Raw genomic sequence first — 25,643 nt, forward strand, 5'->3', positions numbered from 1 at the left:
TCTGCCGAACAAACTCACCCTCGCCCGGATGCGGCGTGGGTTTAGGAACCTCCACACGAAATACCCACCGCTGGCCCGTGCACCCAAAGCAATTGGCGCAAGTCCAACACCCCCGTCCGACCCCGTCACACGGCCCCGCGCTCCCCTGCCCCCCGAGGAGCAGCGGGGCCGCGGCATGCTCCTCGAGCGGTGCTCCCGCGCAGCTCCGCCCCCTCCCCGGTGTCGACCTGAGCACCGTCCCCACAACCCGCCAGCCCGCCCCCGCGGCCATCAAGCTGGCGAAGCACGCAGATGGCGGTCTACGAGGTCCGCTCCCTCCACGGCTGGTACCGGCACATCTCCGTTGCCCAACTGGCCGCCGCCTTAACTGGCCGGTGCAGGCCGCCGAGGCCGCCCGCGACCACCATGACGACCTATCGGCGACAGAGAGGGGGCCGGCCCTGGACCATGCCTCCCTCCGTGCCGCTTAGCCACTGAGCCCCCTGTGAGATCCGTCGCCTCATCATCGTGATGACCACGCAGCCGATGCCCACGGTCCGGATCAGTCACGGCCTGGCCTGGTCCGCCTGGCGGCGCTGTCACCAGACCATCGCCCGAGCCTGCCACCACAAACGCAACCACTGCCCCAGTGACCCGACACCGTCACGCTCACGACCACCCCCGCGGCAGCGAACTACGACACCGTCACCGATCTCTGACTGAAGGGCAGGTCACAACCCCCGCCAACTCAACCATCAACCCAAACCCACTGGGACGAAACGCATAGGGGCACCCCCGGCCGGGTGAACTATCGGCCAGGATGCTCCGAAACCCTGGCTGGCAATGGGTGGATGGACCTGTGAAACCCCGCCTCCTCCTTATCGCCCTCGCCCTCACCCTGCTGGCCACCCCGGCCGCCTCCGCCGACGCAGCGAACCAGGCCCGCCACGCGGGCCCCCGCTTTCACGAGTACGTCGCCCTGGGCGACTCCTGGTCCGCCGACGCCACCGTGCTCGGCATCGATCACACCTACGCCCCCGTCGGCTGTGGCCAGAGCTCCTGGAACTATCCCAAGCAGGTCGCCGCCCGGCTCGGGGTGCAGACGTTCCGGGACGCGACCTGCGGCGGAGCCACCACCGCCGAGATGACCGCGCCACAGAACGTCGGCAGCGCACCGCTGGTCGAGCAGGGCGTGAATCCGCCCCAGTTCGACCGGCTCACTCCCACCACCGACCTCGTCACCGTCGGCATCGGCGGCAATGACGCGGAGCTCGGGAGTGCTGTCCTCGGATGTATCACCCCGCTGCCCGCCCTGCTCTCCACCCCGTGCCGGACCAGGTTCGAGGGCCCCGACGGCGAGGATCTGATGGCGCGGCGGATCGCCGCCGTCAAGCCGCGGATCACTCGCGTACTGGAGGGCATTCACCAGCGCTCGCCCAGGGCCACCGTCCTGGTCGTCGACTATCTCGCGGGGATCGCTACCGACCGCGGCTGCTACCCGCAGGTGCCGATCCTCGACCAGGACCTGACCTGGCTGGGCGCACGGCTCAGGGACCTGAACTCCGTGCTCGCCTCCGCCGCGGCAGAGGGCGGGGCCCGATTCGTCGGCACCTACCGGGGAAGCCTCGGGCACGACATGTGCAAGCCGGCCGGTACGCGGTGGGTCGAGGGCCTGCTGCCGATGTCCAGCAACCCGCCGGGTCCCGCCGTCCCCTTCCACCCGAACCGCCTCGGCGCCGACCACCAGGCCGCAACTGTCCTGGACGAACTGGGAAGTTGAGCAGGCACCGTAGGGCCGGCCATTGGGGAGAGGACCGGCCCTACGGCTGCACGGGCGCTGAATACGGGGTTCGCATCGCCGGTTCCGCAAGACGGACCGGGACAGCCTCGCCGTCCAGAGCCCCGGCCCCGGCTCCCTCGGCCTCCCCGCCCAGCCGGAGCCGCAGCCGTCGCCCACGGACACCGCAACACCGCAAGGACCGCCGCGACCCCACCGGGGGAAGCTCACACCCAGCATCGGCCAGGGAGGCGAAAGACCGGCTTCGGTTCATTGCGGCCGATGCCACCAGCAAGCGGTGGGGCGTCCTTGACGATGCGCAGTCAGCCACTGCGGCAGGCCCGGGTCATCCGCGCAGCCGACTTCGAAATCTGCGAGACGTCTCTGGGTCCTAAGAAGTCAAGCCACAGACCCGGCTGTCCCCGTTCGGGGTACATCCCGGCCACCGGGCCGGTGGTGAAGTCGGCGTCGGTGAACAGCGGATCCAGCGCGTCGCGGACCCGCGTCTCATCGGTGCCGCGCGATGAACCTGCCACGCCAGAGCAGCCCTGGCTTAGGGGACCGGCGGGACATCACCAGGACGCAACACGCGACACTCCCAACGCTCCTGGCGGGAAACGCACTTCAACGGCCCACCCGCTCACTGTCCCACGCAGCCGTCACCCGACTTCGCCACCAGAGCCAGGATGCCCCATCCAGGCGAAATATCCGCGCGAAATCCAGCCCATTAGCCGGTTATTCGGAGTTTCGCCGTAAGGATTGAGAGGTGCAGGGGACGCGGCAAGCCGGTTTGTAAGAACCTCGCAAGGAGATCGTATGGGCAAGGGGTACAGCACTGTTGTGGAGGTACTGGTGGCGGATTTCTCGGTCACAGAAGGAGGCCTGTCGCCCGAATCCACGATGGAAGACCTGAATCTGGACTCGCTCACGCGGGTCGAGGTCGCCGTCGCTCTGGAAAACCGGACCGGCCTGCACTTCAGCGATGACCAGGTCACTCTGGACACGACGGTGGGCCAGATCGCCGCCGTCATCGATGCCTCATGGGACGCCGCCGCAGAGACGACAGCCTCGTGACACGTGAGATCTCGAGGTGGCAGGCTGGAAAGCTGTGAGTCGGCGAAGTCCGCGCGGGCTCGGTCACGGCAGCTGTATTCCGCTCATGGTTGTCCATGAAGGCGGTGTCGTCGCTGACGGCAGGCCACCGGGCGGCAGTCCAGCGCCAGCCGTGCCGTCCGCTGCCCGTTGAGTGTGGAAGTCCGCGTAATTCACCCGGCTGAAGTTCATGAGCGTCCCCATGGGGAGCGCGGAGTTGCTCCGTCGCGACCCGGGGGATGCCTCAACTTCCCGGTCCGCCCGATAGCCGGCCGGTCTTCAGGGCCGCGGCGGGCGGTCAAGGATGAGCCCAGCTCATCGCGGTAGCGACACCGCCGGGCGTCCTTGACGGACCGACGCGGCCCGCACACTTCAAGGTCGGGCGGCCCACCCCGGACACCGCCGCCTCCACTTGGGTCCCGTGGGGACGAAGACGCTGGAGTTGGGGAATTGCTCGATCGTCGACTCGTTGAGATTGTCCCAAACCCAGACCACGGGGCCTGGAGCTGGTTGTGCGCTACGCCCCCCTGCACCGAGCACTCCACCAGGAACAACCGGATGATCAACGCTCGGATCCGCACCAGCGTCCACCCCTGCTCCTCGTCCCACCCGTGCGCCCAGGGTGCCGCGCTCCGACTCCCGTACGAGACGCTCCCATTGCGCAGGGGCTCAACAGCTCCACACACATCGGCCCCTTCGACCGCCTTGGCCCCACCCTCACGCTACGTCCTGCGCCACTTCTCCACCTGGCGCTCCCCGGCCCGAAGCCCACACGCGATGTCCCTGGTCCTCTCCCCACGCGCGAACCGCTCGGCGGTCTCCAGCCTCACCTGTTCACGAGCTGCCTGCTTCCCCTGCGTCAGCCCGCCTCCCTGCGCCTGCCTCATCGCTCCCGCATACCGCAACGATCACGAAACGTCAGACCACCTTCCGCCACGGCGAGTTCAACCGCAGGAGTCGGTTGCGGGCAATGCGCTGTGTTCAAGGCGGCCGGACGACACAGCGCGGGTGCCCCGAGCGAAGCGCGCCTGGATTGGCTGTTCGTAGCGTCGGTGAACCAGCAGGGCCACCAGCTGTGCCGCCACCATCAGCCCCGCTGCAAACAGGACGCCGTTCAGCACGGCGAACCGGTGATTGACGCCAACGGCCTGCCGGGCGGACATCAACAAGGGAAAGTGAACGATGTAAAGGGCATACGAAGCCTCTCCCAGCGCGACCATGGCCGGCCGGGCGAGCAAACGGCTCCGGCCTTGGATGTCTCGCACGGCCAGCCCGGCAACGATCAAGGAGAAAGGCAAGCCATAGCTGGCCCCGAGGCAATACGTCAGAGGAAGGAATGGAGTTGTGGCGAGTACCGTCACCAGGACTCCGATACGGATCGGCGCGTTCAACCGTGGCCAGGCCCCCTCCTGGACGAGGCGCGCGGTGACCATTCCGAGCATGAATTCCGTCAATCGCACGGGCGGGAAGACGTAGCCGAACCAGAGCGCGTTCAGACCGAGTGGCCAGCCCGGGAGCGCTCGCCCGTCGAGCGCCATCGCCACTGCGGGGAACGTGAGGATCGCACAGGCCAGGGCCAGCCACGTGCAGCGCAGTCCGGTCCGGCTCAACCTGCGGGCAGCGAAAATCAGCACCGGGAAAAGCAGGTAGAAGAAGGCCTCGCAACAAACAGACCAAGACGGGTCGTTGAAGCCGTTGAACGCTTCGGGAACAGGCATCCAGACCTTCAGCAGGAACAACTCTGCGGCCCCGCCCAGCACGGTTGCGCTGCCACCGACCGCCATGGGGCTGGGGGCTGTCGCGACCACAAAGAAGAGCGCACCCAGAGCCCAGCCCAACGCGTGGTTGGGGTAGATCTTCCAGAAGCGGCGTCGCCAGAAGGCGCGGGCACGATCCCCCGGCCGGTACGACCAGGCGAGTACGAAGCCGGAGAGGACAAAGAACCCGGCTACCGCGGAGGTGGCGAGCGGCGCCGCTGCGACGGAGAGCGCAGCCTGCGGTCTTTCGCTGAAGATCGCCGAACCCGACAAGGCATGGGCCATCAGGACACAGGCCGCCAGGAGGAAGCGCAACCCCGTCAGTGACGGAAGTCTTTCCGAGCCGGTAGGGGGCAGCATGCGACCGTGTCTCCTTCGCCCCGGGGCAGGAATTGATACCCAGTGAGCTTTTCCAGGGTGGTACCTGATCGGGTGATGGGCGTGAATGACAGAACGGGCGGGCCTCCCTGGCTGTTGGCGAGATGTCTCACGTGTCAAGCCTTCAGCCGGGGAGCCTCGTTGGTTCCGTATCCTTGCGCACTGGACCTGCCGCACGCGCTGTCGGCACGGGCCCGTCGCAGGGCGGGGTCCTCGGCCGCCGCGGCCTGGCGGCGGCGCTGGGCGCGGACCGCCTCGATCGGGGACCGGCGCACAGTCCGGCACGACCTGGCCCGATGCCTTGTTGGCGACCTCGATGATGCGGGTCTGCTCCAGGCGGGCCTGCGTCGGCCCACCGATCCGCACCCGTTCCGCCGCACCGTGGTGACGGGCCTCGGTTCCTTCTTCGTGTACTGGTCGGCGCCGTTCTTCCGAGCCGCCTCGATCGTGGCCCGGAGTACGACGCGGGCCGTGACGAGGACTTCGCCGACCTGTTCCCGCAGCGGGGTCGACCGGCCCTGTCTCCGACGGTTCTCGCCCTGGTGTCGATCCTGCCGTTTGCCGAGGGCCTGTCCGAGCGCCAGGCCGCCCCTGGCTGCCAGGGCACGTATCGACCGGAAGTACGATTTCGGCTTGGAGCTTGAGGACCCAGGGTTCGACCATTCAGTGCTGAGCGAATTCCGAGATCGGCTGGTCGGGGGCAGTGCGGAGACCCGCATCACGGACGCCGTGCTGGCCGCAGCCGCACCCCCGTGGCTTGCCGAACTGACCGACGAGGAGAGGGTCAAGCGGTACTCCTACCGGATCGGGGACCACCGGCTTCCACAGGCAAAAACCGAGCGCATCGGAGGCACGAGACCGGGAACGATGGCATGCGCCTGCTGCAGGCCGTCTTCCACACGGCTACACCGGAGTGGCTCCGCCAGGTCCCCTCAGTGGAGATGCTCCGTCGGACCTGGGTCCAGGAGTTCTAGATCGAGGACGAGACCGTCCGCTGGCGCCACTCGAAGAACATCCGGCCTGCTGGACAACGCCTGGTCTCGCCCTACGGCAGCGTCGTCCGCGCCGGATCCAAGCGAGACACCGACTGGTCAGGATGGAAGGTCCACATGACCGAGACATACGAGCCCGACCAGCCCAACTACGGCATCGAGATCATCGGACCCGTCCAGGCCAGCCCACCCGCCATCCCCACAAGGGGCACCACAGCCGGTTACCACACGACCTGCAACACACCAGCCCACGCCCCGACCCACATCCCAACTAACGCCCCACCAGCGTTAACCGGCCGGTGAGATGTCCTCTCATGGCTCCTTCACCGTCGTCACAGACGATGCGGTCCCTTGTGTTGCGACGATTTGTTGAATTCGCCCCGGGCTGCGGGGCTCGATCAAGTGAAGTTGCGCAGGGTGACCGGATTCGAGAACGGAGACTCGCGCGCCGGACATGCGCCCCGCTCAGCGCTCGGCGCCCCTCCGACGAGTGATGGACGGGGCTGTCGGGTTGCGGAAATATGACCGTCGTATACGGATCAGACATGCCGTATAGCGAACAAACGCCTTGTATAGTGCTAAATCACGATGGAGAGGTGTATGTGGTGATGTACCGCAAAGCTGCCTTACGTCTCGCGCTCGCGTTCGGTCTCGCGCTCACGGTATCCGGCGTCGCACAGGCGGATGCTGCCGCTCCGACCTGCCGCCCCGGCACGGCCTGCTACTTCCAGTGGACCGAGCGGTCGGGAGTGACTCGCACCGAGAGCAATCCCGACACGTACTACTGCTACCAGCTGTACTACGACGGTGCCATCGCCGGATTCAACGGCACCGACAAGAGGGTCTACCTCTACAAGGACCGGGACTGCCAGGGCGGAGCCAGGGCCTACGTCGATCCCCGCGTCGGCTGGCAGGACAGCAACAACGTGTACTACTCGTTCGACTTCGTGCCCTAGGCCGCGCGGATCCGGCAGTAGTCGACCCTCGCGCCGACCCTCAACTGGTCGCCGTACATGGACACTTTGGCCAGATGCGCCCCTCTACTGCCTTGAAACAGCCGCTGAGCTCGTTGTGCAGGCGAGAGGGGCGCTTGTTTCCTGCTGATGGGTTCACGCTGGCCCTGCGCGCGTATCCCGGGCGCCCCGCGCAGGGCCACCGCGAGGCGTCCTGTCCAGGTCTGGGCCAGTAAACAGGAGTTGGCTCAACCCGCACCGTTCCCCGGGGGGCATGTTCCGTCGCGCCTCTCCCGCCGCCATCGCGGCGCTCCTAGAGTGCCCCGTGTCTCGCATGGCGTGAACGGTTCGAAGGCCTGAAGGCTTTTCGACAGGGGACTCACATGGCCGCGTCTCAACCACCAGGCCCGTACCGGCTGTTACGGGCAACCGACCTCCTGGACCTCCAGTTCGCCTTCCTCGGGCTGCGGCTGGAGCGGCCGTTGCTCGGTGCACGCCGACTGGTTCGGCAGGATCCGGCCCAACCGGCCTACATCGTGGCCACGTTCGGCCCACAGCACGTCGTGGAGCAGGCCTTCTTCGAGCTCAGCCCCGGCCTGCCGGAACCGGCGTCGCCGCTCTCGGGCGCCCCGTCTTCCGAAGCGCCGGCAACCGGAGTCCCGCTGTCCGGCAGCGAGCCTCACAAGCCGCCACCCGTGGCCTCCCGCATCGGTGGCCGCAGCGTGCTGGTGTTCGCGGTGGGCGCCGACGACGCCATCGAGTACAGCGAAGCCGGACTGCTCACCGCGATGCGGACGCTTGGGCTGCGTGTGGTGGACGCGGCCCGGGAACCGGCCGCGGCGGCCCGGCTCCAACCGGCCGCAATCGGCCAACCCCCCGACGTGTTCCAGGCGGTACGGCTGGCCCGCACCATCGCGGAACTGACCGCGCGGCACGGACCCGACGGCCCGGCGGACGCCAGACTCCGCACCGAGGCCCCCGGGCCGCCGCCCGCCGAGCCCCTCGCCGCCGGGCCCGGCCCCGAGAACCCCCTCGCCGACGCCGCCAACCCGCGGACCGGCATCGAGTTGCCCTACCGGCTGCTGCTCTCGCCCCCGCAGACCGCCGCCTGGACGCACGCCACCGGCCCGCCCGACCCGGGAGACCGGATCGAGCTCTGGCACACCCGGCTCGTCGGCGCCCGGGCCCGCGCGGTGTGGACACGCGACGCGGGGTTCAACCCCGCCGACCCCCATCCGCTGCCCAAGGGTGGCAGCGAGTTCACCATGGCGATGGACCGCAAGGACCGCTCGTCGGTGGTCCATCTGAGCTCCAACACCAATCTGCCGGACGCCTTCCGGCCCGCGCCGCTGAGCGTCGACAACCTCATGCTGTCGACGATGGGCGGCTGGCTGGACTCCCTCGGCCGATGGGACCGGCCGCCCACGGGCTTCGACGTCACCCAGTGGCGGCACCGCGCCGCCCTCGGTCGGGACCACTACGTACGGGTCATGTACCGGGGCCGGCTGTTCCCCTTCGGGCACCTGGCCGATCTGGTGAAGGTCACCGAGCGGAAGTTCGACCACGGCCGCCCGGACGGCGCCGCCTATCTCAACCAGCGGTACTTCATCATGGTGCGCGAGCCCGTGCGCACCTACGGGAGGCCAGGCGACAACGACGACCAGAAGCGCCTGCACCGACTGTTCCCGTTCACCAGCGTCCGGCTCCTCACCCTGACCACGCCCGATCTCCAGCCGCCGCAGACCATCCCCGGCCTGTCCTCGACCCGTGACGAGCCCAACGAGAAGCTCGCCTTCTTCCCGGTGACCGATACCGAGGATCCCTTCCCGTTCCAGGTTGCCATGGTCGACCTCGACCGACGCGTCCTCGAGTTCCGTACGCCCATGGCCTTCGTCGGCAAGATCGTGCACGAGACCAAGGCCGATGTGCAGGCGGTCATCCGGCACTACCAGGGGCTCGGCACGGATGCGGTGCCCGGGCCGCCCGACCTCACCGGACCGGGCGCCAACCGGGTGGTCGCCGAAGTGCGCGGCCAGGCGCTCGCGTACGCACCGAGCCGGAAGGCCGACGACACCACGCTGTCCACCGCGCAGCTGATCTGGGGCGCCGACACCACCGACGCCATCCTCGCCCTGGACCCCACCGACAACCCGCGCTTCGTGCCCACCGTCCGCTGGGCGCGGGCCGTCGTCCCGGTGCTGAGCCGCTTCGGTACCGGCTTCGGCGGCGACCAGCCGCAGTCGGTGTTCTATCCCGGGCCCTATGTCCAGGACGGCTTCACCGACGCGAACAAGGGCCAGGTCTTCATCGAGCTGGCCCAGTCGGTGGACCTGACCTTCCGCGACGGGGGCCAGACCGCCGGGGCGCTCGCCCAGCCCAACTTTCCCGTCGCCGGCCTCTCCCGGCTGACCGGCCCGGTCGCCGCGACACCCGCGCACCTGCTCGGCGCCGACGCGGGCGCGGCCGACAAGTGGGACAAGCTCGCCCAGGGCAGGTTCAACCCCCTCGACTACTTCGGTGCGCTGGCAGGGGCCAAACTGTTCGGGATGTTCCCGCTCACCGAGATCATGAGCGAGATCGGCCTGGACAACCTGAAGGCGCCGAACTTCTTCACCGCGACCGTCAACGCCGTCACCTCGTTCCTGGGCGACCTCCGGGGGCTGCGCGACCTGCTGACCGGGGTCGAGGAACAGTTCCCGGAGATCGCCGACCTGGTCATCCGGGTGACCGACGCCGCCGCTGCCTTCGTCCAGGTCCTTCTCGACTACCTCATCAGTCAGCTGGACAACTCCCCCGACCCGACCACCATCGAGGAGGTGGAGAACGCCTTCACCGCGTTCTCCGACGCCCTGACCGCGCTGCGCAACGCACTGCCCGCAGCCGTCGATACGGGAGTGCGCCTCCTGCTCGGCCGGATCGCCGACCAGGTCGCCACCTGGGACAGCACGGTCGGCCAGGCACTCGCCCTGAAAAAGGCCGTCCAACTCGCCGCGCTGGGCGCCAAGTTGCCCGACGCCGTCAACTCTCACCTTCAGTGGCAGCCCGACATCCACGCCTGGACAGCCGGCGAACCGATCCCGAGGAGGGCCAAGGACGCCGTGTTCTGGCCGGTGGGAAAGCTGACCCTGGCCACCGACCTGCGCGGCTCGCTGCGCCCGGACCTGCCGCAGGCCGCGGACGTCACCTGCACACTGGGCCGGTTCGACCTGCGCATGGTGCCGGGGTTCGACGCCGTGGTGCTGCACTTCGAGCAGATCCGGTTCACGATGCGCGCCGGGCAGAAGCCGGACGTCGAGGTGAAGTTCGCGGGCGTCGACTTCGTGGGCAACCTCGATTTCGTCCAGACGCTGCGCAACATCATCCCCGTCGACGGGTTCAGCGACCCCCCGGCGATCACCGTGGACGGTTCGGGCATCCATGCCAACTACTCGATGCAGTTGCCCAATGCGGCCGTCGGCGTGTTCAGCCTGGAGAACCTCTCGCTGAACGCCGGGCTCTCGGTGCCGTTCATCGGTGACACCCCGCTGCAGGCCGGGTTCTCCTTCTGCCGCCGGGAGGCGCCCTTCCGGCTGACCGTGTCGATGCTCGGCGGTGGCGGCTACTTCGGGATCGTCCTGACGCCCAAGGAGATCGCGGTCCTGGACGCCGCCCTGGAGTTCGGGGCCGCCGTCTCCATGAACTTCGGGGTGGCCAGCGGCAGTCTGTCGGTGATGGCAGGCATCTACTTCCGCCTCGACCTGGCACAGAACAGCGTCAAACTGGTCGGCTACCTACGGGCGCGCGGCGAGGTGAACGTCCTCGGCATCGTCTCGGCCTCCATCGAGCTGTACATGGAGCTGGGATACGAGGACGGCTACGCGATCGGCCGGGCCAGCCTCACGATCAGCATCGAGATCGGCTTCTTCGAGGAGTCGGTGACGATCCACTGCGAGAAGCGGTTCGCCGGAAGCGCCTCGCACACCGCGCTGACCGCGGCGGACCCGGCCATCACTCCACCGTCCTTCGTCGACCTCATGTCGCCGTACGCCGACCCGGTGACCGGCGCCCGGGTCGACCCGGTCTTCGACTACTGCACGGCCTTCGCGGAGGTGGCCTGACCATGGACAGCATCCGGTGGACCGTGCTCCCCGACGGCGTGGCGGACGGGGATGCGGTGCGCGTCTCCGTCCTGGTCAGTCCGAGGCTGACCGGCATCGCCCGGCTCGGGGCCTCCGACCACTTCGCTGACTGGCCCGGCCACCTGGCCGCCCTGCTGCCATCGCTGTGGCTGGAGTTCGACGCTCCGGCGCAGACGCTGGTCAAGGAGTGGCAGCCGACCGGCCGCTACCCGGCCGCCGATTCCACCTTGTGGCGCACCCTGTTCACCGAAGACACCTTCGTACGGCCGCCGAAGACACCACCAACGCTCGCCGCGGCGGGGCGCCAGACGCTGCGGTCCTATCCGGGGAAGATGGTCCATGACGAGATCACCGGTCTGTACGAGGCCGTCGCCGTGGACACCACCCGGGGCAGGCTGCGCCGCGCCTGGGCGCGCGAGGAGCGACTCCTGTGCGAGGAGCCGCCGACGGACCACCGGGGCTGGGAACATCCCCCGCTGTTCCGGCTGACCGGCATGATCTCGGAGCCCGTTCTGAAGCTCGGCAGTGATCTCACGTCCGGGTACGCCGCTGTGGAAAACGCGCTGTTTCCACGGGTCTCCGGACCGGCCGTCGGCGCTTCGACCGACCACACACCGGTCTGCATGGACCGCACGAGCGGCACGTACACCGACGCCAGGCGGCTGCTTGCGCTGGCCGAGGCGGCGCGTTTCTACCACCGCGGCACGGCGCCGGCCGGGCTCGCGCAGGATCCGCAGAACCGTGTCGACTTCCACGATGCGTGCGCCCTCCTGGGCGCCTATCCGGAGCTCCAGCGCAGATTCGGTCTCGTCATCGATCTCCGATTCGCCGTGCCCGCCGCGGTCGCCGCGGTCGCCGACGGAGCGCGGATCCGGGTGCGCTTCGACGACCGGGCCACCGGCGCCGCACAGCTCAACACACCGGAGAGACGTCCTTGGACGAAGCTGCGCTTCACCCGGGGCAGTGTGTTCGCGGCGGCCGACAGCGGCCTGATCAGCGGCCGCATGCTGAACCTCGGCGCCCCCGACACCTGGCACCTGACGGAGCTGGACGTGGACGGCGCGGCCCTCAAGCACCTCGACTACGCCCGCACCGTCGACACCATGCGGAGCGACCGTCTGCCGACCGGCACCGGATCGGTCGCCGAGCTCCTGGTGAGCACCGGCACCCCCGCCGCCCGGGGCGCCGGGATCACGCTGCTGCACGCGGACCGCGACCAGCACCTCGCCGGACTCATCGGCACCGACCTCGACCGACAGAGCGCCACCGGGGACCTCGACCTGACGTCGGCCGACCTGGTACGCGGGTACCGCGTGGACATCGGCACCGTCGACCCGGCCACCGGCCGGGTCGCCCAGTGGCGCTCCTTGCTGCGCCGCCGCGGCAGCTACACCATCCACCGCCCCGGACAGCAGCCCGTCGCCGTCCAGGTCGCCCCCGACGAGGGCCTGGTGCGCGGCAGCACGGTGACGGTGGACGCGGCGGACGACCGCCAACTGTACGGGCACCAGGCCGTGTTCGGCTGGCAGGGCTGGAGCCTCGCGGCCCCACGCCCCGGCCGGACCATCGGCCTCGACGACCAGCCGCATGCGCCCGCCCCGCCCGTGTCGCCCGACGTGCCGCTGGACACCAAGTTCGTTCCGGAGCCGGGCTCGCTGCCCGCACTGCGCTACGGACGGACGTATCGCATGCGCGCCAGGGTCGTCGACCTGGCGGGCAACAGCCTGGACCACACGGCGAGCACCGCCGACGCCGTCCAGTCCGATGCCCTCACCTACGGCCGCTGGGAGCCGGTGCCGCAGCCTGTGGTGGTGCCGCTGCTGCCCTTCAACGAAGGGGAGTCCACCGAGCGCCTAGTCATCCGCAGCACCGTTACCGACGACGACCGGGAGATCTCCACCGACGCGTACGCGGTGCTGCGCTCCGACGTCCCCGACCACGATGCACACTCCGCGGTGGACGGTCTGGACCGGCGGTACAAGCCGGTCTCCGAGCGCCATGTCGCACCGCCGAAGACGGCGCTCCAGATGGCTGAGGAGCACGGCGTGTTCGACCCGGTCTTCGGCGCGGACAAGCCCCAGCGGCTGCGCGAGGAGTACTTCGAGGCCGCGTCCCGCGAGTCCGGGTCGTTCCTGGACACCGTGGTGCGCGATCCCGAGTGGCCGCACAACGAGCACGACCTGCTGCAGGAGCGGGAGATCCACATCGCCAAGCACAACGTGCACGACCCCGACCCGCTCACCTCGCTGCCCCTGCCACGGCGCGGCGCCGGCCTGAAGCAGGGCGAGTACGTGGTGCACAGTGGCGACCAGCTGCTGCTGCCCTATCTGCCGGACGTGCTGGCCGAGGGCGTCATGCTGCGCGGTCTTCCCGGCGACACCGAGAACCGCAAGATCCCCTTCCCCGGCCCGTGGCCACAGGCCAAGCCGTTCAGGCTGCGTATCAAGGAGGGCTCGGGCGAGCCGCAGTGGTGGGACGGTCTCCTGGAGCGGGTGCTCGACGTGTTCCTGACCAAGGGCGAGGTCGCGACCGTCCGGCTAAGCTGCTATCTCGACCCCGAGAAGCTACCGCTGCTCCGCCAGTGGAACCTGCTGACCGCCTCCTCGTTCTGGGCCGGACTCCCCGACGCCGACAAGGCGTTCGTGTCGCAGGCCAGCGCCGACGGCGAGAACTGGATGCTCACGCCCTGGGTCGAACTGACCCTGGTGCACGCGGTGGAGAAGCCCGTGCACCGGCCCCAGCTCAGCCATCTCACCACCGCTCGCGACGCCGAGCAGACCGCGGCCCGCCTCAGCGGACACCTGGCCAGTCATGCCGAGAGCAGCGGCCACGTCGAGCTGGACGCGAGCTGGAGCGAGTGGCTCGACGACGTGACCAACCCTGCGCCCAGCCGGACCGATGGGCACACCCACCTCGAAGACATCATCCTGCGCGCCACCGAGGACGTGGCCTCGGTGGCGCGGACCCATGAGTTCGGCGACACGAAGCACCGCAACGTCCGCTACACGCCGACCGCCGTCACCCGGTTCCGCGAGTACTTCCACCCCAGCATCACCGAGGACCGCGCCAAGGTCACCCGGGTCGGTCCGGCCTCCGACGTCGTGCCGGTGCCCAGCTCGCGCCGGCCCGATCCGCCATCGGTGGCCTACGCCGTCCCGACGTTCCGCCGGCAGCGGACCGTTGACGACCGGCACGGCACGGTGACGCAGAGCCGCCGCTCCGCCGGGCTGCGCGTTCATCTGAACCGGCCCTGGTTCTCCTCCGGCGACGATGAGATGCTGGCGGTCGTCCTCGACCCGGGAACCTCCCTGCCGGACCCGTATGCGACACGGTGGGGCGTGGACCCGGTCTGGGGCGACACCACACGACTGCCGCGCCCCACAGCTGCGCACTTCCCGAACGCGGCGAAGGTCCTCACCGGGCTGCACCTTGCCGAGTCGCCCGACGCGGCTCCGGTCCTCGTCGACGCGGTGGCCTTCACACCCGTCTACCACGAGGAACGGCGCCTGTGGTACGTCGACATCGATGTGGACTTCACCGGCGCGTCCGGCACCGACACGGCGTACTTCCCGTATCTGCGCCTCGCTCTGGCCCGCTATCAGCCCTTCTCGGTCGAGCCGTTGCAGCTCTCGAAGGTGGAGCGCGCGGAGTTCGCGCAGCTCGTGCCGCCACGGTCGGTCACGGGCCACCGGGACGGCGACAGCCTCACCGTCAGGCTGACCGGTCCGGCGCCGTACAACGAACTCGGCGGGCTCAGCGGTTCGGAGGCGGTCGCGGCGGGCGCGAGCCGCCGGGTCGTCGTGACCCTGCAGAGCCGGGCGAGCCTCAACGAGGACGACATGGACTGGAAGCAGGTCGGCGCCCCCGTGGAGCTGAGCTGCCGGGCCGACGGCGCCGGTTTCGCCTGGACGGGTGGGCTCCCGGCGCCCGGCGGCCAGTTGCTCACGCTGTACCGGCTGCTCGTGCAGGAGTACGAGCTGTACCGGACCGATCAGGACACGGCCACCGACACCGTCATGGTGAGCGGGACCGCTCTGCCCGCGGCGCGGCGCCTGGTGCACGCGGACTATTTCGGCCTCACCGTCGGCCTGCTCGGCCGCATCGACTTCGCCCTCTAGGAGCACAGGATGTGGGGACGACCGTTTTCGGCCTGCCTGATGACGGCACTTCTGGCCCTGGTGCCGTGTACGTCCGCGGCCGGGGCCCCGGCGGACCGGGCCAACGATCCGCAGCCGCACCGCGGCGGCGCCGCCATCACGACGACGGTCAGCAGCACCCTGTTCGACTGCACGGCGGGCTTCGCGGTGCGCCGGGTCGAGGACGGCAAGCGCGCCATGGTGACGGCCGGGCACTGTTCGGACGCCCAGAAGAACGTTCCGGTCGTCTCGGGCGAGTTCACGTACGGCAGCGTCGCACGGGCCTTCTTCGACGACGGATCCGACGCCGGGCTGATCACCGGCACCCCGACGAAGCCGCAGGTGTACGCGCCGACCATCTGGACGGACGGCGGTCCCCCCGGTGAGCCCGTCGCCCGCAGGGTGCTCGGCAAGTCGGACGCGCCCGTGGTCGGGCAGAAGGTGTGTGTGAGCGGCAAGGTCACCAAGCTGCTCTGCGACGTGGAGGTGTTCTCGCTGAGCGAGGGCAAGGAGTGCGAGGAGAAGCCTCAGCCGAGGCGCTGCACCTTCGGCTTGGCGATCGGAGTGAAGGAGCACACCGTGGTGTCGCAGCCGGCCGACTCGGGAGCTCCGGTGTTCGTGCCCGTCGACAAGGTCGTCGACGGGCACCAGGTGCACGGCGCGGTGATCATCGGGATGCTGGTGGCGGGCGGGCCGCGGGTGTAGAACGGGCGAGCAGACCTGTTCGCCTTCCACAGCGTGAAGCAGATCGAGTGCGCGCTGAACGTCAGTGTGCTGACCACGGCCGAAGCGGAGTCAGGCGATCCGACTCCACCGCCAGCCCGGGACTGCCGCACCCCGGGTTCACCGACGAGGCGGTGAGGGGCTCCCATTGAGCCGGGCGCTCCACCCGAATGCGGCCGCCTTCCTTGGACTGCCAGGGCCCCCGATGACCCGGCCCAGTCGCACAGCTCCGCGCCCACACGCACTTCCTCCGGCCGCACCACCCCCGCAGCAGGGTTGGTGCTGGGCAGCAGCCCGCTGAACAGGAGTCCGCCCACGCGCGGCGGCTCACGTCCACGCGCACGGGATGGCCGAGCAGTCACTGCCTGCGGCGAGGTTGACGCCTACGGGCTTCAGGCAGCGGAGGCAGCGTGCGGGGTCGATGCCGTTCGCCTCCAGTCGCTTGCGGTGCACTCCGTTCGCCACCCGGCCGAAGCTGCGTTCACCCTGGAACGCTTGGCATACCGGGCAGTAGCCCTGGCGGCGCTGGTCAGGTGGCTGCCTGGGCGCACGAAAGGCCGTCAGGGGGTTCCGTAGCGGCCCCGCTGTCTCGTCACGAGCTGTTCAACGCCGCCGCTGCGACAATCGGGTTACGGCATTCGTGGGACACGTCGGGGCACGCTCTGGGGCCAAAAGAGATCGGAGCGGATGGCCAGGCCGGAGGCGGTCTGCGACACACCTTGGTCCGGACCCGCGCCCAGTGCCTGCACATCGACATCGACACCGCCGGAATCCCCTGCCTCGCCCGGTTCCTCGCCCTCGCCTTCCACCCCGCCGTCGGCGACAACCAGCAGGTCCTGGCCACGACCATCGGCCGACTCCAGCCCCTCACCGCCGGCGACGACTTCGCGTACTTCACCGACATCGCCGCCGCCATGGGCAACCTCCCCCACCCAGCAAGCCCCGCCGTGCGCCGGCTGACCAGCTCCGACGCCGTACACGAACGCTGGCACGCCCTCGTCATCGCCCGACGCGGGCGTACCAGGGCTTCGACGAGCGCGTCGCGCTGAGAGTCGGGACTCTTGTCTTGGGTGCGGACGCGCCCCGGGTGCTGACGCTCCCATGGCCGAGCCGGGCGCCCGCTGGGAGTCTGGGAGTCTGAACAGGGGTTTCTTACCTATGAGCTACGTGAATCCCGGCAGTTCCTACACGCGGGACAGCCGGTACATCACCACTCGCATCACAGCCGACGGGCGCGACGGATTTCCCGTCGAACCTGGCCGGTACCGTCTGGTGGTCAGCCGGGCCTGCCCGTGGGCCAGTCGGGCGGTCATCGTGCGGCGGCTTCTCGGGCTGGAAAGCGCGTTGCCGATGGCGGTGGCCGGGCCGACCCACGACGAGCGCAGCTGGACGTTCGACCTGGACCCGGACGGTCGCGACCCGGTGCTCGGAATCGAACGGCTCCAGGAGGCCTACCTCGCCCGCGATCCCGGTTACGACCGCGGAGTCACGGTACCGGCGATCGTCGACGTGCCGACCGGCAAAGTGGTGACGAATGACTTCGCCCGGATCACGATCGACATGTCGCTGGAATGGAAGGCTCACCATCGCGAAGGAGCCCCGGATCTCTACCCGCCCGCGCTGCGGCGAGAAATCGATGCCGTGAACGAGACGATCTACAAGGACGTGAACAACGGCGTCTACCGTGCCGGTTTCGCGGGTTCTCAGGAGGCCTATGCCACGGCGTACACCTCCCTGTTCGCCCGTCTTGACCAGCTCTCGGAACGACTCTCGACGTCTCGCTACCTGGTCGGTGACGCCATTACCGAGGCGGACATCCGGCTGTTCACCACACTCGTCCGCTTCGACGCCGTCTATCACGGCCACTTCAAGTGCAACCGGCAGAAGCTGTCCGAGATGCCCATTCTCTGGGCCTACGCACGCGACCTTTTCCAGACCCCGGGCTTCGGCGACACAGTCGACTTCGACCACATCAAACGCCACTATTACCTGGTCCACCAGGACATCAACCCGAGTGGCGTCGTGCCCGTCGGCCCGGACCTGTCGGGCTGGCTCGACGCCCACGACCGGGCATCCCTGGGCGGCCGCCCCTTCGGGACCGGCACCCCGCCCGGCCCGGTCGCTCCCGAAGAGGCCGTGCCTCAGTTGTGACGCGTCAAGCGAGGCGGCCGGGGCAGCTGTGGCCTCTTGCTCCGTCGGTTCGCCGCGGGCCTGGATATGTCTGGGCTCGTGAACGCCCGGCCGCGTGAATCAGGACCCCCCGCAGCTCTTCACCGAGAACCGCCGCCGCAGTACCGGGACGTTCGCCAGGGCCGTGGTTGTGCTCGGCCCGTGGCGCGCTGATTTGACCGGACATGGTGTCCTCGCGGGAGGGTGCGCGGTAACCCGTTCGAGTGGCGTGGTCCTCGCGCCACAGAGCCAGCCGTGCCTATGTACGGCCCGGTGGCCTTTCCATCGCGAGCGGGTTGACCACGGCATGAAGAGACACTGCCCGCCGACCTGGCGGGCCGCGGTGCTTCACCATCCGAAGCACCCCACTCTCTCCTGCACGGTCCCATCGCCCTGCGGCCGGACCTGGGCTCTGGACAGGTGCCCGCTGCCCCTTCGGACAACAGGGCCTGTACGGGCCGCCCGGGCAGCCCTCCCGTCAGTGAATGCCTCGGGATGTGGTGCCCCGCAGGCACAGCCGTCCGCTAGCGTGCGGACTTTGAGCTGCCGGGAAACCCGGGCGCCACCGCGCGCGCCCTGCCGGGTTCCTGCCCGAAGGAGGACGCGGATGGACGGACTTGAGAACGCGCTTGAGCAGGCACTGGCGATCGACGGGGCCACCGGCGTTGCGATCGTCGACTTCAAGCAGCGCAGAGTCCTGGGCTCACTCGACCACGGCAGCGGCCTGGACATGGACAAAGTCGCCTACGGCGACAGCGACGTCATGCGCGCCAAGCTCTACACCCTTGAACTCCTCGGCTACACCCCCGACAGCGTCCAAGACATCCTCATCACCCTCACCGCCGAACTCCACATGATCCGGCCCCTGCCCCACCTGCGCGAAGGCGGGATCTTCATCTACCTCGTCCTCAACCGCGACCACACCCCACCCCTCGACGACATCCGCCGCCAACTCCGCGCCCTGGAGCCCCTCCTGGAGCTGTAGCCACAGCATTGCCGAGCCTTCCCTGTCCGCGTACACGACCCATCACCAGGACCGGGCCCGTCCGGGCGTGGCGGCGGACGCCCATCGCCTGAGGCCGGTCGAGGGCCAGGACTCGGTGCATGTGATCACTGCGGCCGTCCTGCTCGCGGACGACCAACCATCAGGCCCTGGCGGCCGTGGCGGAACCGCCCGTTGTGACGCAGACGTCGTCCAGGACACGCATGTTGTCGGTGACAGGGAAGAGCGGGCGGGGCGCGGGCGCCCTCGCCGACACTCCATGCGGCATTGCCCTGGTGCCGGCCCCCAGGCCAGTACCGGGGCAATGCGCGTCTATTCGGCGAGAAGACCACCGACGCGGCAGCGCCGCGATGGAGGTGAAGGTGGTCGTCCGGATCGACCAGGCCGGTGCGGTCCGCCGCGACGGCCGTTGGGTGGTATCCCGACCGGATCGACCTGAGACTGTCCTGGTGCGATGTGACGCTCGACTTCACCGAGGCCGTGATCACGCAGGACACCCCCCCTGCACATCGACATGAACATGCGCGGCGGAACGCTGCTCCGCCGTCGCGGCGGACTGCTCCGCAAACCGGCGTAGCGACGCGGCGGCTGAAGCACAGCTGATACAAACCCGCGGGGCGGTCGAAGCCTGACGCTGACCAGCTGGAAGCGGGCCTCCTGAAGTCTGTGGACGTACCCGGAGTCCGGTGTACGTCCCTGTCTTTGGGAGGCGGCTGAGGTGTCCAGAGGTGCGAAGCGTTCGGTCCCGCGCGGGCACGGGGGTCAGACATGAGCACGACCAACCCGCCCGGGCCCCCCGATACGACCACCGATACGGACACCGGGACCGAGCCGCCCGCCCCAGGTCACAGCGGCGTATGGGGCGGCCGCACATGGCGGCCCAGCACATGGCGCCCCCGCACATGGGGTGGACACGCATGGGGCCCGGGCACATGGAGGCGAGGCCGGCTCATCGCCGCCGGCGCCGTGCTCTGCGCCCTGCTCATGGCGCTTCACTCCCTGGTCCCCAACACCATCGGCAACCTCGGCAGCCTGCTGCAGACGGTGCTGCCCTGGACGGGCCTGAGTGTGCTGCTCCTGCTGGCGCTCGCCATCGTGCGCCGTTCCAAGCTCGCGGCCGTCTCGGTGCTCGCCCCGGCCGTCGTCTGGTGCTCGCTGTTCGCCGGCACCCTCGTGGACAAGGGATCCGGGGGCGGCGACCTGACCGTGGTCAGCCACAACGTGGACGAGGAGAACGCCGACCCCGGAAGGACCGCCCGGGCGCTGGCCGCCTCGGGCGCCGACGTACTGGCGCTGGAGGAGCTGCCCCGCAAGGCCACCGCAAGGTCCACGTACGAGCAGGAGCTGGCGTCCGGCTACCCCTACTCCGCGGTCCGCGGCAGCGTCGGAGTGTGGAGCAAGTACCCGCTCAGGGCGGTGGAACCGCTGGAGATCATGCCCTGGACACGCGCTCTGCGTGCCACGGTCGACACGCCGAAGGGGCCCGTCGCCCTCTATGTCGCGCACCTCGCCTCGGTCCGGGTGCTGCCGACGGCCGGTTTCGCCACGGAGACCCGCAACGAGTCGGCCGCGAAACTGGCCGCGGCCGTGCGGGCCGAATCCCTGGCGCGGGTCCTCGTGGTGGGCGACTTCAACGGGTCGGCCGACGACTCGGCCCTGCAAACACTGACGGGGCAGTTGCGTTCGGCGCAGACGGAGGCGGGCGGCGGATTCGGCTTCACCTGGCCCGCCCGGTTCCCGGTGGTCCGCCTCGACCAGATCATGGTGAAGGCCATCGTGCCGGTCTCGTCGTGGACCCTGCCCGACACCGGGAGCGACCACTTGCCCGTCGGAGCGTCTCTCCGTATCTGATGGCTGGTCACCTCAAGGCGGCCGCCCGGCTACCCGGGCAACCGGGCCCTCATGACTACGATTCGATCAACAACCGGCACGAATGCAGCATGAGCATGAATGCCGCGGAAAAGCAGAGAAGCGGAGAAGGTGACTTCTTGTCTGGATCCCTCGTCCCGGACCCGGTCGGGGTGCTGGTCGTCGAGGACGACGCGGTCATCCGCCGAGCCGTCCAACTGGCCCTGGAGCGCTATGGGTACGAGGTGTCGGTCGCGGGCGACGGGCTCGACGGCCTGGAGGCGTTCCGGGCCGGGAAGCAGGATCTGCTGATCCTGGATGTGATGCTGCCGGGCCTGGACGGCATCGGGCTCTGCCGGCGCATCCGCGAGGAGAGCCTCGTACCGATCCTGATGATGTCCGCCCGCGGCGACGCCCTGGATGTGGTGGCCGGTCTTGAGGCAGGGGCCGACGACTATGTGGTCAAGCCCGTCGACATCGGCATCCTCGTCGCCCGCATCCGGACCCTGCTGCGGCGTGCCACCTTCCACCCGGGGGCGGCGCAGACGGCACCCGGCAGGCCGGGTCCCGCCGCCGCGCCCGGCCTGCTCGTCTTCGGGGACCTGACCATCGACACGCTCGGCCTCGATGTGCGCCGAGGCGGCGAGCCCGTCCTGCTGACCCCCACCGAGCTGCGTCTGCTTCTGGCCTTCGCCGAGAACCCCGGCACGGTCCTCGACCGGCGGCACCTCCTGCGCGAGGTGTGGGACTACGGGTGGGAGGGCGACACACGGGTCGTCGATCTCTGTGTGGTGCGGCTGCGCAAGAAGATCGGTGCCGGCCGCGTCGAGACCGTCCGCGGCTTCGGCTACAAACTCGTGCGGACCTGAGACGGCCGCCATGGGATCCCTCAATCCCCGCGCCCTGCGCTGGAAGATCGCCGCGCTGGCCGCGGTCGCCTGCTGCGCCGTCGCCACCGTGATCGGCGTACTGGTCCACAACGCGACCGCGGATCATGGTCGGCGGGCCGGCGAGGACCGGTCGGTCACTCAACTGCGCGACGCGGAGCGGGAGTTCGACCGTACGGGCAAGAGGCCCGAGGCCGCCGGGCTCGGCCCGGTGGACGAGCTTCCCGCGCCGCTGCGAGCGAAGCTGGCCGACGCACGCGCACCAGGTGAGTACGCCGTCTGGTACGACGAGAAGCCGCCGAACTGGTACTGGATGTGGGCCGCCGTGCGGGTCGGCGACCAAGTGCTTTCCGTGCGCACGGACATGAGTGCCGAGGTGCGCAGCCTCCAGCTGCTGGACCGCAGCATCGTCAAGGCGGTCCTGGCCGCCCTCGCCGTGGTCGTGCCGCTGGCCGCGCTCGCCACCGAGCCGATCAACCGACGGCTGCGGCACGGCGCCCGCACCGCCCGCCGGATCGCCGACGGCGACCTCGACGCGCGCATCGGCCACACCGGCAGGGCGCGCGACGAGATCACCGAGATGTCCGCGGCCATGGATGCCATGGCGGCCACCCTCCAACGCAGACTGGAGTCGGAGAAGCGCTTCACCGCGGACGTCGCCCACGAGCTGCGCACCCCGCTGATGGGTCTGGTCACCGCTGCGGGGCTGCTCCCCGGGCACGACGAGGCCGCGGACCTGGTCCGTAAGGAAGTGGGAACCCTGCGCCATCTGATCGAGGACCTCCTGGAGATCTCCCGGCTCGACGCGGGGGCCGAGGAGGCCCGGCACGACGCGGTCCCGCTCGGCGAGCTGGTGGCCGACGTGATCCGCCGTGGCGGGACCGAGACGGAGGTACGGGTCGAGGACTTCGATGTCGTGCGCACCGACCCGCGCCGGGTGGAACGGATCGTCACCAATCTCGTGGCCAACGCGCACCGGCACGGCGCGCCCCCCGTCGAGGTCACCGTCGCCGGGACACGGGTCGTCGTGCGCGACCACGGTCCCGGCTTCCCCGCCGATCTGCTCGCCCACGGGCCTCAGCGCTTCCGTACGGAGGCCGCCGAGCGTGGCCAGGGGCACGGCCTGGGGCTGACCATCGCGCTCGGCCAGTCCGCGGTCCTCAACGCCCGGCTCACCTTCACCAACGCGCCCGACGGCGGCGCGGTCGCCACCCTCGAACTCGGCCCCGTTTCCTGAGAGTTCAGGTCAGCTTGGGCAGCAGCGGCTCGAGGAGCATGTGAGACCTGCCCCCATGGGTGGTGCGAGCAGGACACAGGCGGAGCGACTCCCGAGGAGATCCGGCAGGCTCTGCCGGCAGAGCACGGGCCTGCCCGACTTCACCCTGCGGACGACGAACCCAGCCTCGTCCCCGTCCTGCGAGTCCTGCGCGAGGCTCTCCATCTGCCCTTGGGCCAGGCACGCACGATGGCGAGCGACCTCAAGGAGACCGGCCTGGTTGGCACTCTGGTCGAGATGGAGCTCATTGCTGCTGGGCTGCTACGCCGATCGGTAGCTACGACCATCGAGACACGCGAGACACAGGCCGGCTGAATCCCCCCCGCATCCGTCGGCACGTAACCGGAACGGCTTGACAAACAGCATTAGGAATCGACTAGACAGCTCAATCCGTCAGGATCCAGTGAGAATCGATCAAGATTCGGTGCAACGGCACCGCCGTGTGGCCTTCAGTTGGCCCCATCGGCCATGTAGAGCGCTCAGCTCGCGAGGCACTGCCCAGGGAAGCATCCAGCGGCGCACCCGTATCCGGAAGATGGATCTTTGCGGAGACTGCGGCCTGGGAGGGCGTACGTGGGCTGACCTGCGACGGCTCGGTGCAGGTGGGCCGGGCCCGTCCTGACGTTGGCCGTTCGCCCCCTAATAGGTCCTGCTCCGCGCCCGCCGGCGCCGGCCTGGTGACCGTCCGACCGGCGGACGGGGCGTCGTCACGCAGGAACGCCGAGCGGCGGGTGCTTGAGCACGCGGGGCTTGTACTCGACCAGCTGGATGCGGCCGTCGAAGGTGCGGTGCCCGATCATCTCGAGGGCAACGTCCGGATAGCCGTCGTAGATGCGTTCCTTGCCCGTGGCCCCGGTGATCACCGGGAACATCACGACCCGGAAGCGGTCGACGAGTCCGGCCCGTAGCAGGGACCGGCACAAGCTGAGGCTGCCGATCGTGCTGAGGAGCCCCGAGCCACTCGCCTTCATGACGCGGACCGCCTCGACGGCGTCGTCGCGGACGAGCCTGGAGTTGGCCCACGTCAGTGGCTCCTCGAGTGCGGAGGAGAACACCACCTTGGACGCTTGCGTGAGCTCGTCGACGGACGCCTCCTCCTCGGGCCTGAACTCGTCTTGGCCGTCCGGGACCTCGCCTGCGGCGAAGCCCGACATCAGGCGGTAGGTGTTCGCTCCCATCAGGTAGGTGGCCTCGGGCTGCTCGCCGAGCCATGCGAGGTACTCCGGGCCCTCGAGGCCCCAGAACCCGGGCCATCCCTCTCCCGATGCGTGGCCGTCGAGGGAGGTGATGAAGTCGACGAGAAGCTCCGACATGGCGGTGTCCTTTCTGGAGTGTCACGAACTTGGACGGGCCGGGAGCCACAAACTCATCGGCCGCGCGGTGGAATAGCGAGAAAACCCATGACGCTGCAGCCCATCAGGTCGGAGGAGCGGCACCGCTTGGAGAGCCCGGAGGTGTGACTCTTCGCTCCACATGACACCCGCACAGCGGGCTGACCTGGGCCACGACAGCGAAGTGTTCGCGACGCTTGCCACCAGATGGTGGTGGACACCTGTTCCGAACCTTCGGAACGCCTGCCACTGCGGGAGGCATGTCTCTGCTGGTCACCATGCTGCCCGTCGTGCGCTCCCGGTATGCCCGTCCGGCTCCGTGCCCAGCTGACCGGCATCTTCCCGGCACTGGAACGAGTATAGGAGGGGCCGTAGCGGGAGAGCTGTCGGCGACGAGCCGCGGTAGCGCCTTCTTGTCGATGCTGATGCTGCCCAGCCCCCAAGTCCCCACCCGAGCCCTACGGCCCGGCCCGCAGGCCCGGGGGAAGTCGCGGGCAGCTTCCTCCTTCGGGGCGGCTCCCACTCAGTGGTGCCGACCCCGACGGGGTCACTGAGCGATGGATACGGCGAAGGGCTGGAAGCCGTGTCGGCGCAGGATGTGGGGCACCACCAGGATCATGGCCTCGGTGGCGCGGGCTGTGGTGATGTCGCCGAGGTCCTCGATCCATGCGGGCTGCCAGCCCAGGTCGCCGAGCAGGCCGGTGACCGTCTTCTTCGCGTGTTCGTCGTTACCCGACACGTAGACGGTCGGCGGGGTGGCCAGGGTCTCGGGGGCGGTCATGACCGTGAACAGCATGGTGTTGAGGGTCTTGACCACACGGGTGTCCGGGAAGAGGGCCTGAAGTTGCTCGGCGAGGCTGCTGCCTGGGTAGCAAAGGGCGCCGGGCAGGCCGTCGTCGGCTTCTCGGGTCGCGTTGGAGACGTCGACCACTATCTTTCCGGCGAGTTCGGTGCGCAGATCGGTGAGGCGGTCCAGAGTGCTGTCGCCGGGCGTCGCATTGATCACGATGTCCGCGGTGCGGGCGACGGTGCGGTGGTCGGCGAAGCAGATGCTGGGGTCGATGCTTTCGGCAGGCGCTGATGTCTCTTCCGGGTTCCTGACACCGAGGGTTACGTGGTGTCCGGCTGCGGAGAGCTTGCCGGCGAGGCTGGCGCCCACGCGACCGGCGCCCAGGATGCCGATGCTGGTCATGAGATGACGCTCCTTGCGGTGTGAGGTGGGTA

At 69.2% G+C, this 25,643-nt stretch carries 16 protein-coding genes and 1 pseudogene; 14 read left to right on the forward strand and 3 right to left on the reverse strand.

Annotation, left to right across the window (positions count from 1 at the left end):
* The first annotated feature begins 838 nt into the window (after positions 1-838).
* Positions 839-1,759, forward strand: a complete 921-nt coding sequence (locus tag IE206_RS30735) for an SGNH/GDSL hydrolase family protein (RefSeq protein WP_189967856.1) — start codon at positions 839-841, stop codon at positions 1,757-1,759.
* A gap of 813 nt (positions 1,760-2,572) precedes the next feature.
* Positions 2,573-2,830, forward strand: coding sequence for an acyl carrier protein (locus tag IE206_RS30740; RefSeq protein WP_189967858.1), 258 nt, complete (start codon positions 2,573-2,575; stop codon positions 2,828-2,830).
* Between the two features lie 962 nt (positions 2,831-3,792).
* Here IE206_RS30740 and IE206_RS30745 read toward each other — a convergent pair.
* Positions 3,793-4,965 carry an acyltransferase family protein gene (locus IE206_RS30745; RefSeq protein WP_189967860.1) on the reverse strand — a complete coding sequence of 391 codons (1,173 nt, stop codon included), beginning with the start codon at positions 4,963-4,965 and terminating at the stop codon, positions 3,793-3,795.
* Positions 4,966-5,420: 455 nt separating this feature from the next.
* Here IE206_RS30745 and IE206_RS43845 point away from each other — a divergent pair.
* The 12 genes and pseudogenes from IE206_RS43845 to IE206_RS30800 form a co-directional block, all read left to right on the forward strand.
* Positions 5,421-5,727 (forward strand): annotated as a pseudogene (locus IE206_RS43845) (transposase); the annotation flags it as partial.
* Between the two features lie 365 nt (positions 5,728-6,092).
* The gene (locus IE206_RS30750; protein WP_189967862.1) at positions 6,093-6,278 is read left to right on the forward strand and encodes a hypothetical protein; all 186 of its coding nucleotides are present in this window, start codon (positions 6,093-6,095) and stop codon (positions 6,276-6,278) included.
* A 305-nt stretch (positions 6,279-6,583) separates the two neighbouring features.
* Positions 6,584-6,931: a peptidase inhibitor family I36 protein gene (locus IE206_RS30755; RefSeq protein WP_189967864.1), complete on the forward strand. Its 348-nt coding sequence runs from the start codon at positions 6,584-6,586 to the stop codon at positions 6,929-6,931.
* 380 nt (positions 6,932-7,311) lie between these two features.
* Positions 7,312-11,025 carry a hypothetical protein gene (locus IE206_RS30760; RefSeq protein WP_189967866.1) on the forward strand — a complete coding sequence of 1,238 codons (3,714 nt, stop codon included), beginning with the start codon at positions 7,312-7,314 and terminating at the stop codon, positions 11,023-11,025.
* A 2-nt stretch (positions 11,026-11,027) separates the two neighbouring features.
* The gene (locus tag IE206_RS30765) at positions 11,028-15,164 is read left to right on the forward strand and encodes a hypothetical protein (RefSeq protein ID WP_189967868.1); all 4,137 of its coding nucleotides are present in this window, start codon (positions 11,028-11,030) and stop codon (positions 15,162-15,164) included.
* Between the two features lie 39 nt (positions 15,165-15,203).
* The gene (locus IE206_RS30770) at positions 15,204-15,887 is read left to right on the forward strand and encodes a chymotrypsin family serine protease (protein WP_189967870.1); all 684 of its coding nucleotides are present in this window, start codon (positions 15,204-15,206) and stop codon (positions 15,885-15,887) included.
* A gap of 737 nt (positions 15,888-16,624) precedes the next feature.
* Positions 16,625-16,954: a hypothetical protein gene (locus IE206_RS30775; protein WP_189967872.1), complete on the forward strand. Its 330-nt coding sequence runs from the start codon at positions 16,625-16,627 to the stop codon at positions 16,952-16,954.
* Between the two features lie 109 nt (positions 16,955-17,063).
* Positions 17,064-18,056 (forward strand): glutathione S-transferase family protein, encoded by a 993-nt coding sequence (locus IE206_RS30780; RefSeq protein ID WP_189968067.1) that lies wholly within the window; start codon positions 17,064-17,066, stop codon positions 18,054-18,056.
* 625 nt (positions 18,057-18,681) lie between these two features.
* A complete protein-coding gene (locus tag IE206_RS30785) occupies positions 18,682-19,059 on the forward strand; it encodes a hypothetical protein (RefSeq protein WP_189967874.1) in 378 nt (125 codons plus the stop codon).
* A gap of 786 nt (positions 19,060-19,845) precedes the next feature.
* Positions 19,846-20,928 (forward strand): endonuclease/exonuclease/phosphatase family protein, encoded by a 1,083-nt coding sequence (locus IE206_RS30790; RefSeq protein WP_189967876.1) that lies wholly within the window; start codon positions 19,846-19,848, stop codon positions 20,926-20,928.
* Between the two features lie 137 nt (positions 20,929-21,065).
* Entirely contained in the window at positions 21,066-21,794 is a 729-nt protein-coding gene (cseB, locus tag IE206_RS30795; RefSeq protein WP_226599132.1) for a two-component system response regulator CseB, read from the forward strand.
* 10 nt (positions 21,795-21,804) lie between these two features.
* On the forward strand, positions 21,805-23,049 hold the full coding sequence (locus tag IE206_RS30800; protein ID WP_189967878.1) for a sensor histidine kinase: 1,245 nt from the start codon (positions 21,805-21,807) through the stop codon (positions 23,047-23,049).
* A 746-nt stretch (positions 23,050-23,795) separates the two neighbouring features.
* Here IE206_RS30800 and IE206_RS30805 read toward each other — a convergent pair.
* Both IE206_RS30805 and IE206_RS30810 read right to left on the reverse strand, forming a co-directional pair.
* The gene (locus tag IE206_RS30805) at positions 23,796-24,401 is read right to left on the reverse strand and encodes a dihydrofolate reductase family protein (protein WP_189967880.1); all 606 of its coding nucleotides are present in this window, start codon (positions 24,399-24,401) and stop codon (positions 23,796-23,798) included.
* 565 nt (positions 24,402-24,966) lie between these two features.
* On the reverse strand, positions 24,967-25,611 hold the full coding sequence (locus IE206_RS30810) for an NADPH-dependent F420 reductase (RefSeq protein ID WP_189967882.1): 645 nt from the start codon (positions 25,609-25,611) through the stop codon (positions 24,967-24,969).
* Positions 25,612-25,643 lie beyond the last annotated feature (32 nt).

The organism is Streptomyces violascens (assembly GCF_014649955.1).
In the GTDB taxonomy this organism is placed as follows: Bacteria; Actinomycetota; Actinomycetes; order Streptomycetales; family Streptomycetaceae; genus Streptomyces; species Streptomyces violascens.

Excerpts from the sequence above, each read along its gene's own strand:
- IE206_RS30740 (WP_189967858.1), top strand. The coding sequence starts at position 2,573 with ATGGGCAAGGGGTACAGCACTGTTGTGGAGGTACTGGTGGCGGATTTC.
- IE206_RS30745 (WP_189967860.1), bottom strand. The coding sequence starts at position 4,965 with ATGCTGCCCCCTACCGGCTCGGAAAGACTTCCGTCACTGACGGGGTTG.
- IE206_RS30750 (WP_189967862.1), top strand. The coding sequence starts at position 6,093 with ATGACCGAGACATACGAGCCCGACCAGCCCAACTACGGCATCGAGATC.
- IE206_RS30755 (WP_189967864.1), top strand. The coding sequence starts at position 6,584 with ATGTACCGCAAAGCTGCCTTACGTCTCGCGCTCGCGTTCGGTCTCGCG.
- IE206_RS30760 (WP_189967866.1), top strand. The coding sequence starts at position 7,312 with ATGGCCGCGTCTCAACCACCAGGCCCGTACCGGCTGTTACGGGCAACC.
- IE206_RS30765 (WP_189967868.1), top strand. The coding sequence starts at position 11,028 with ATGGACAGCATCCGGTGGACCGTGCTCCCCGACGGCGTGGCGGACGGG.
- IE206_RS30770 (WP_189967870.1), top strand. The coding sequence starts at position 15,204 with ATGACGGCACTTCTGGCCCTGGTGCCGTGTACGTCCGCGGCCGGGGCC.
- IE206_RS30780 (WP_189968067.1), top strand. The coding sequence starts at position 17,064 with ATGAGCTACGTGAATCCCGGCAGTTCCTACACGCGGGACAGCCGGTAC.
- IE206_RS30785 (WP_189967874.1), top strand. The coding sequence starts at position 18,682 with ATGGACGGACTTGAGAACGCGCTTGAGCAGGCACTGGCGATCGACGGG.
- IE206_RS30790 (WP_189967876.1), top strand. The coding sequence starts at position 19,846 with ATGAGCACGACCAACCCGCCCGGGCCCCCCGATACGACCACCGATACG.
- IE206_RS30800 (WP_189967878.1), top strand. The coding sequence starts at position 21,805 with ATGGGATCCCTCAATCCCCGCGCCCTGCGCTGGAAGATCGCCGCGCTG.
- IE206_RS30805 (WP_189967880.1), bottom strand. The coding sequence starts at position 24,401 with ATGTCGGAGCTTCTCGTCGACTTCATCACCTCCCTCGACGGCCACGCA.
- IE206_RS30810 (WP_189967882.1), bottom strand. The coding sequence starts at position 25,611 with ATGACCAGCATCGGCATCCTGGGCGCCGGTCGCGTGGGCGCCAGCCTC.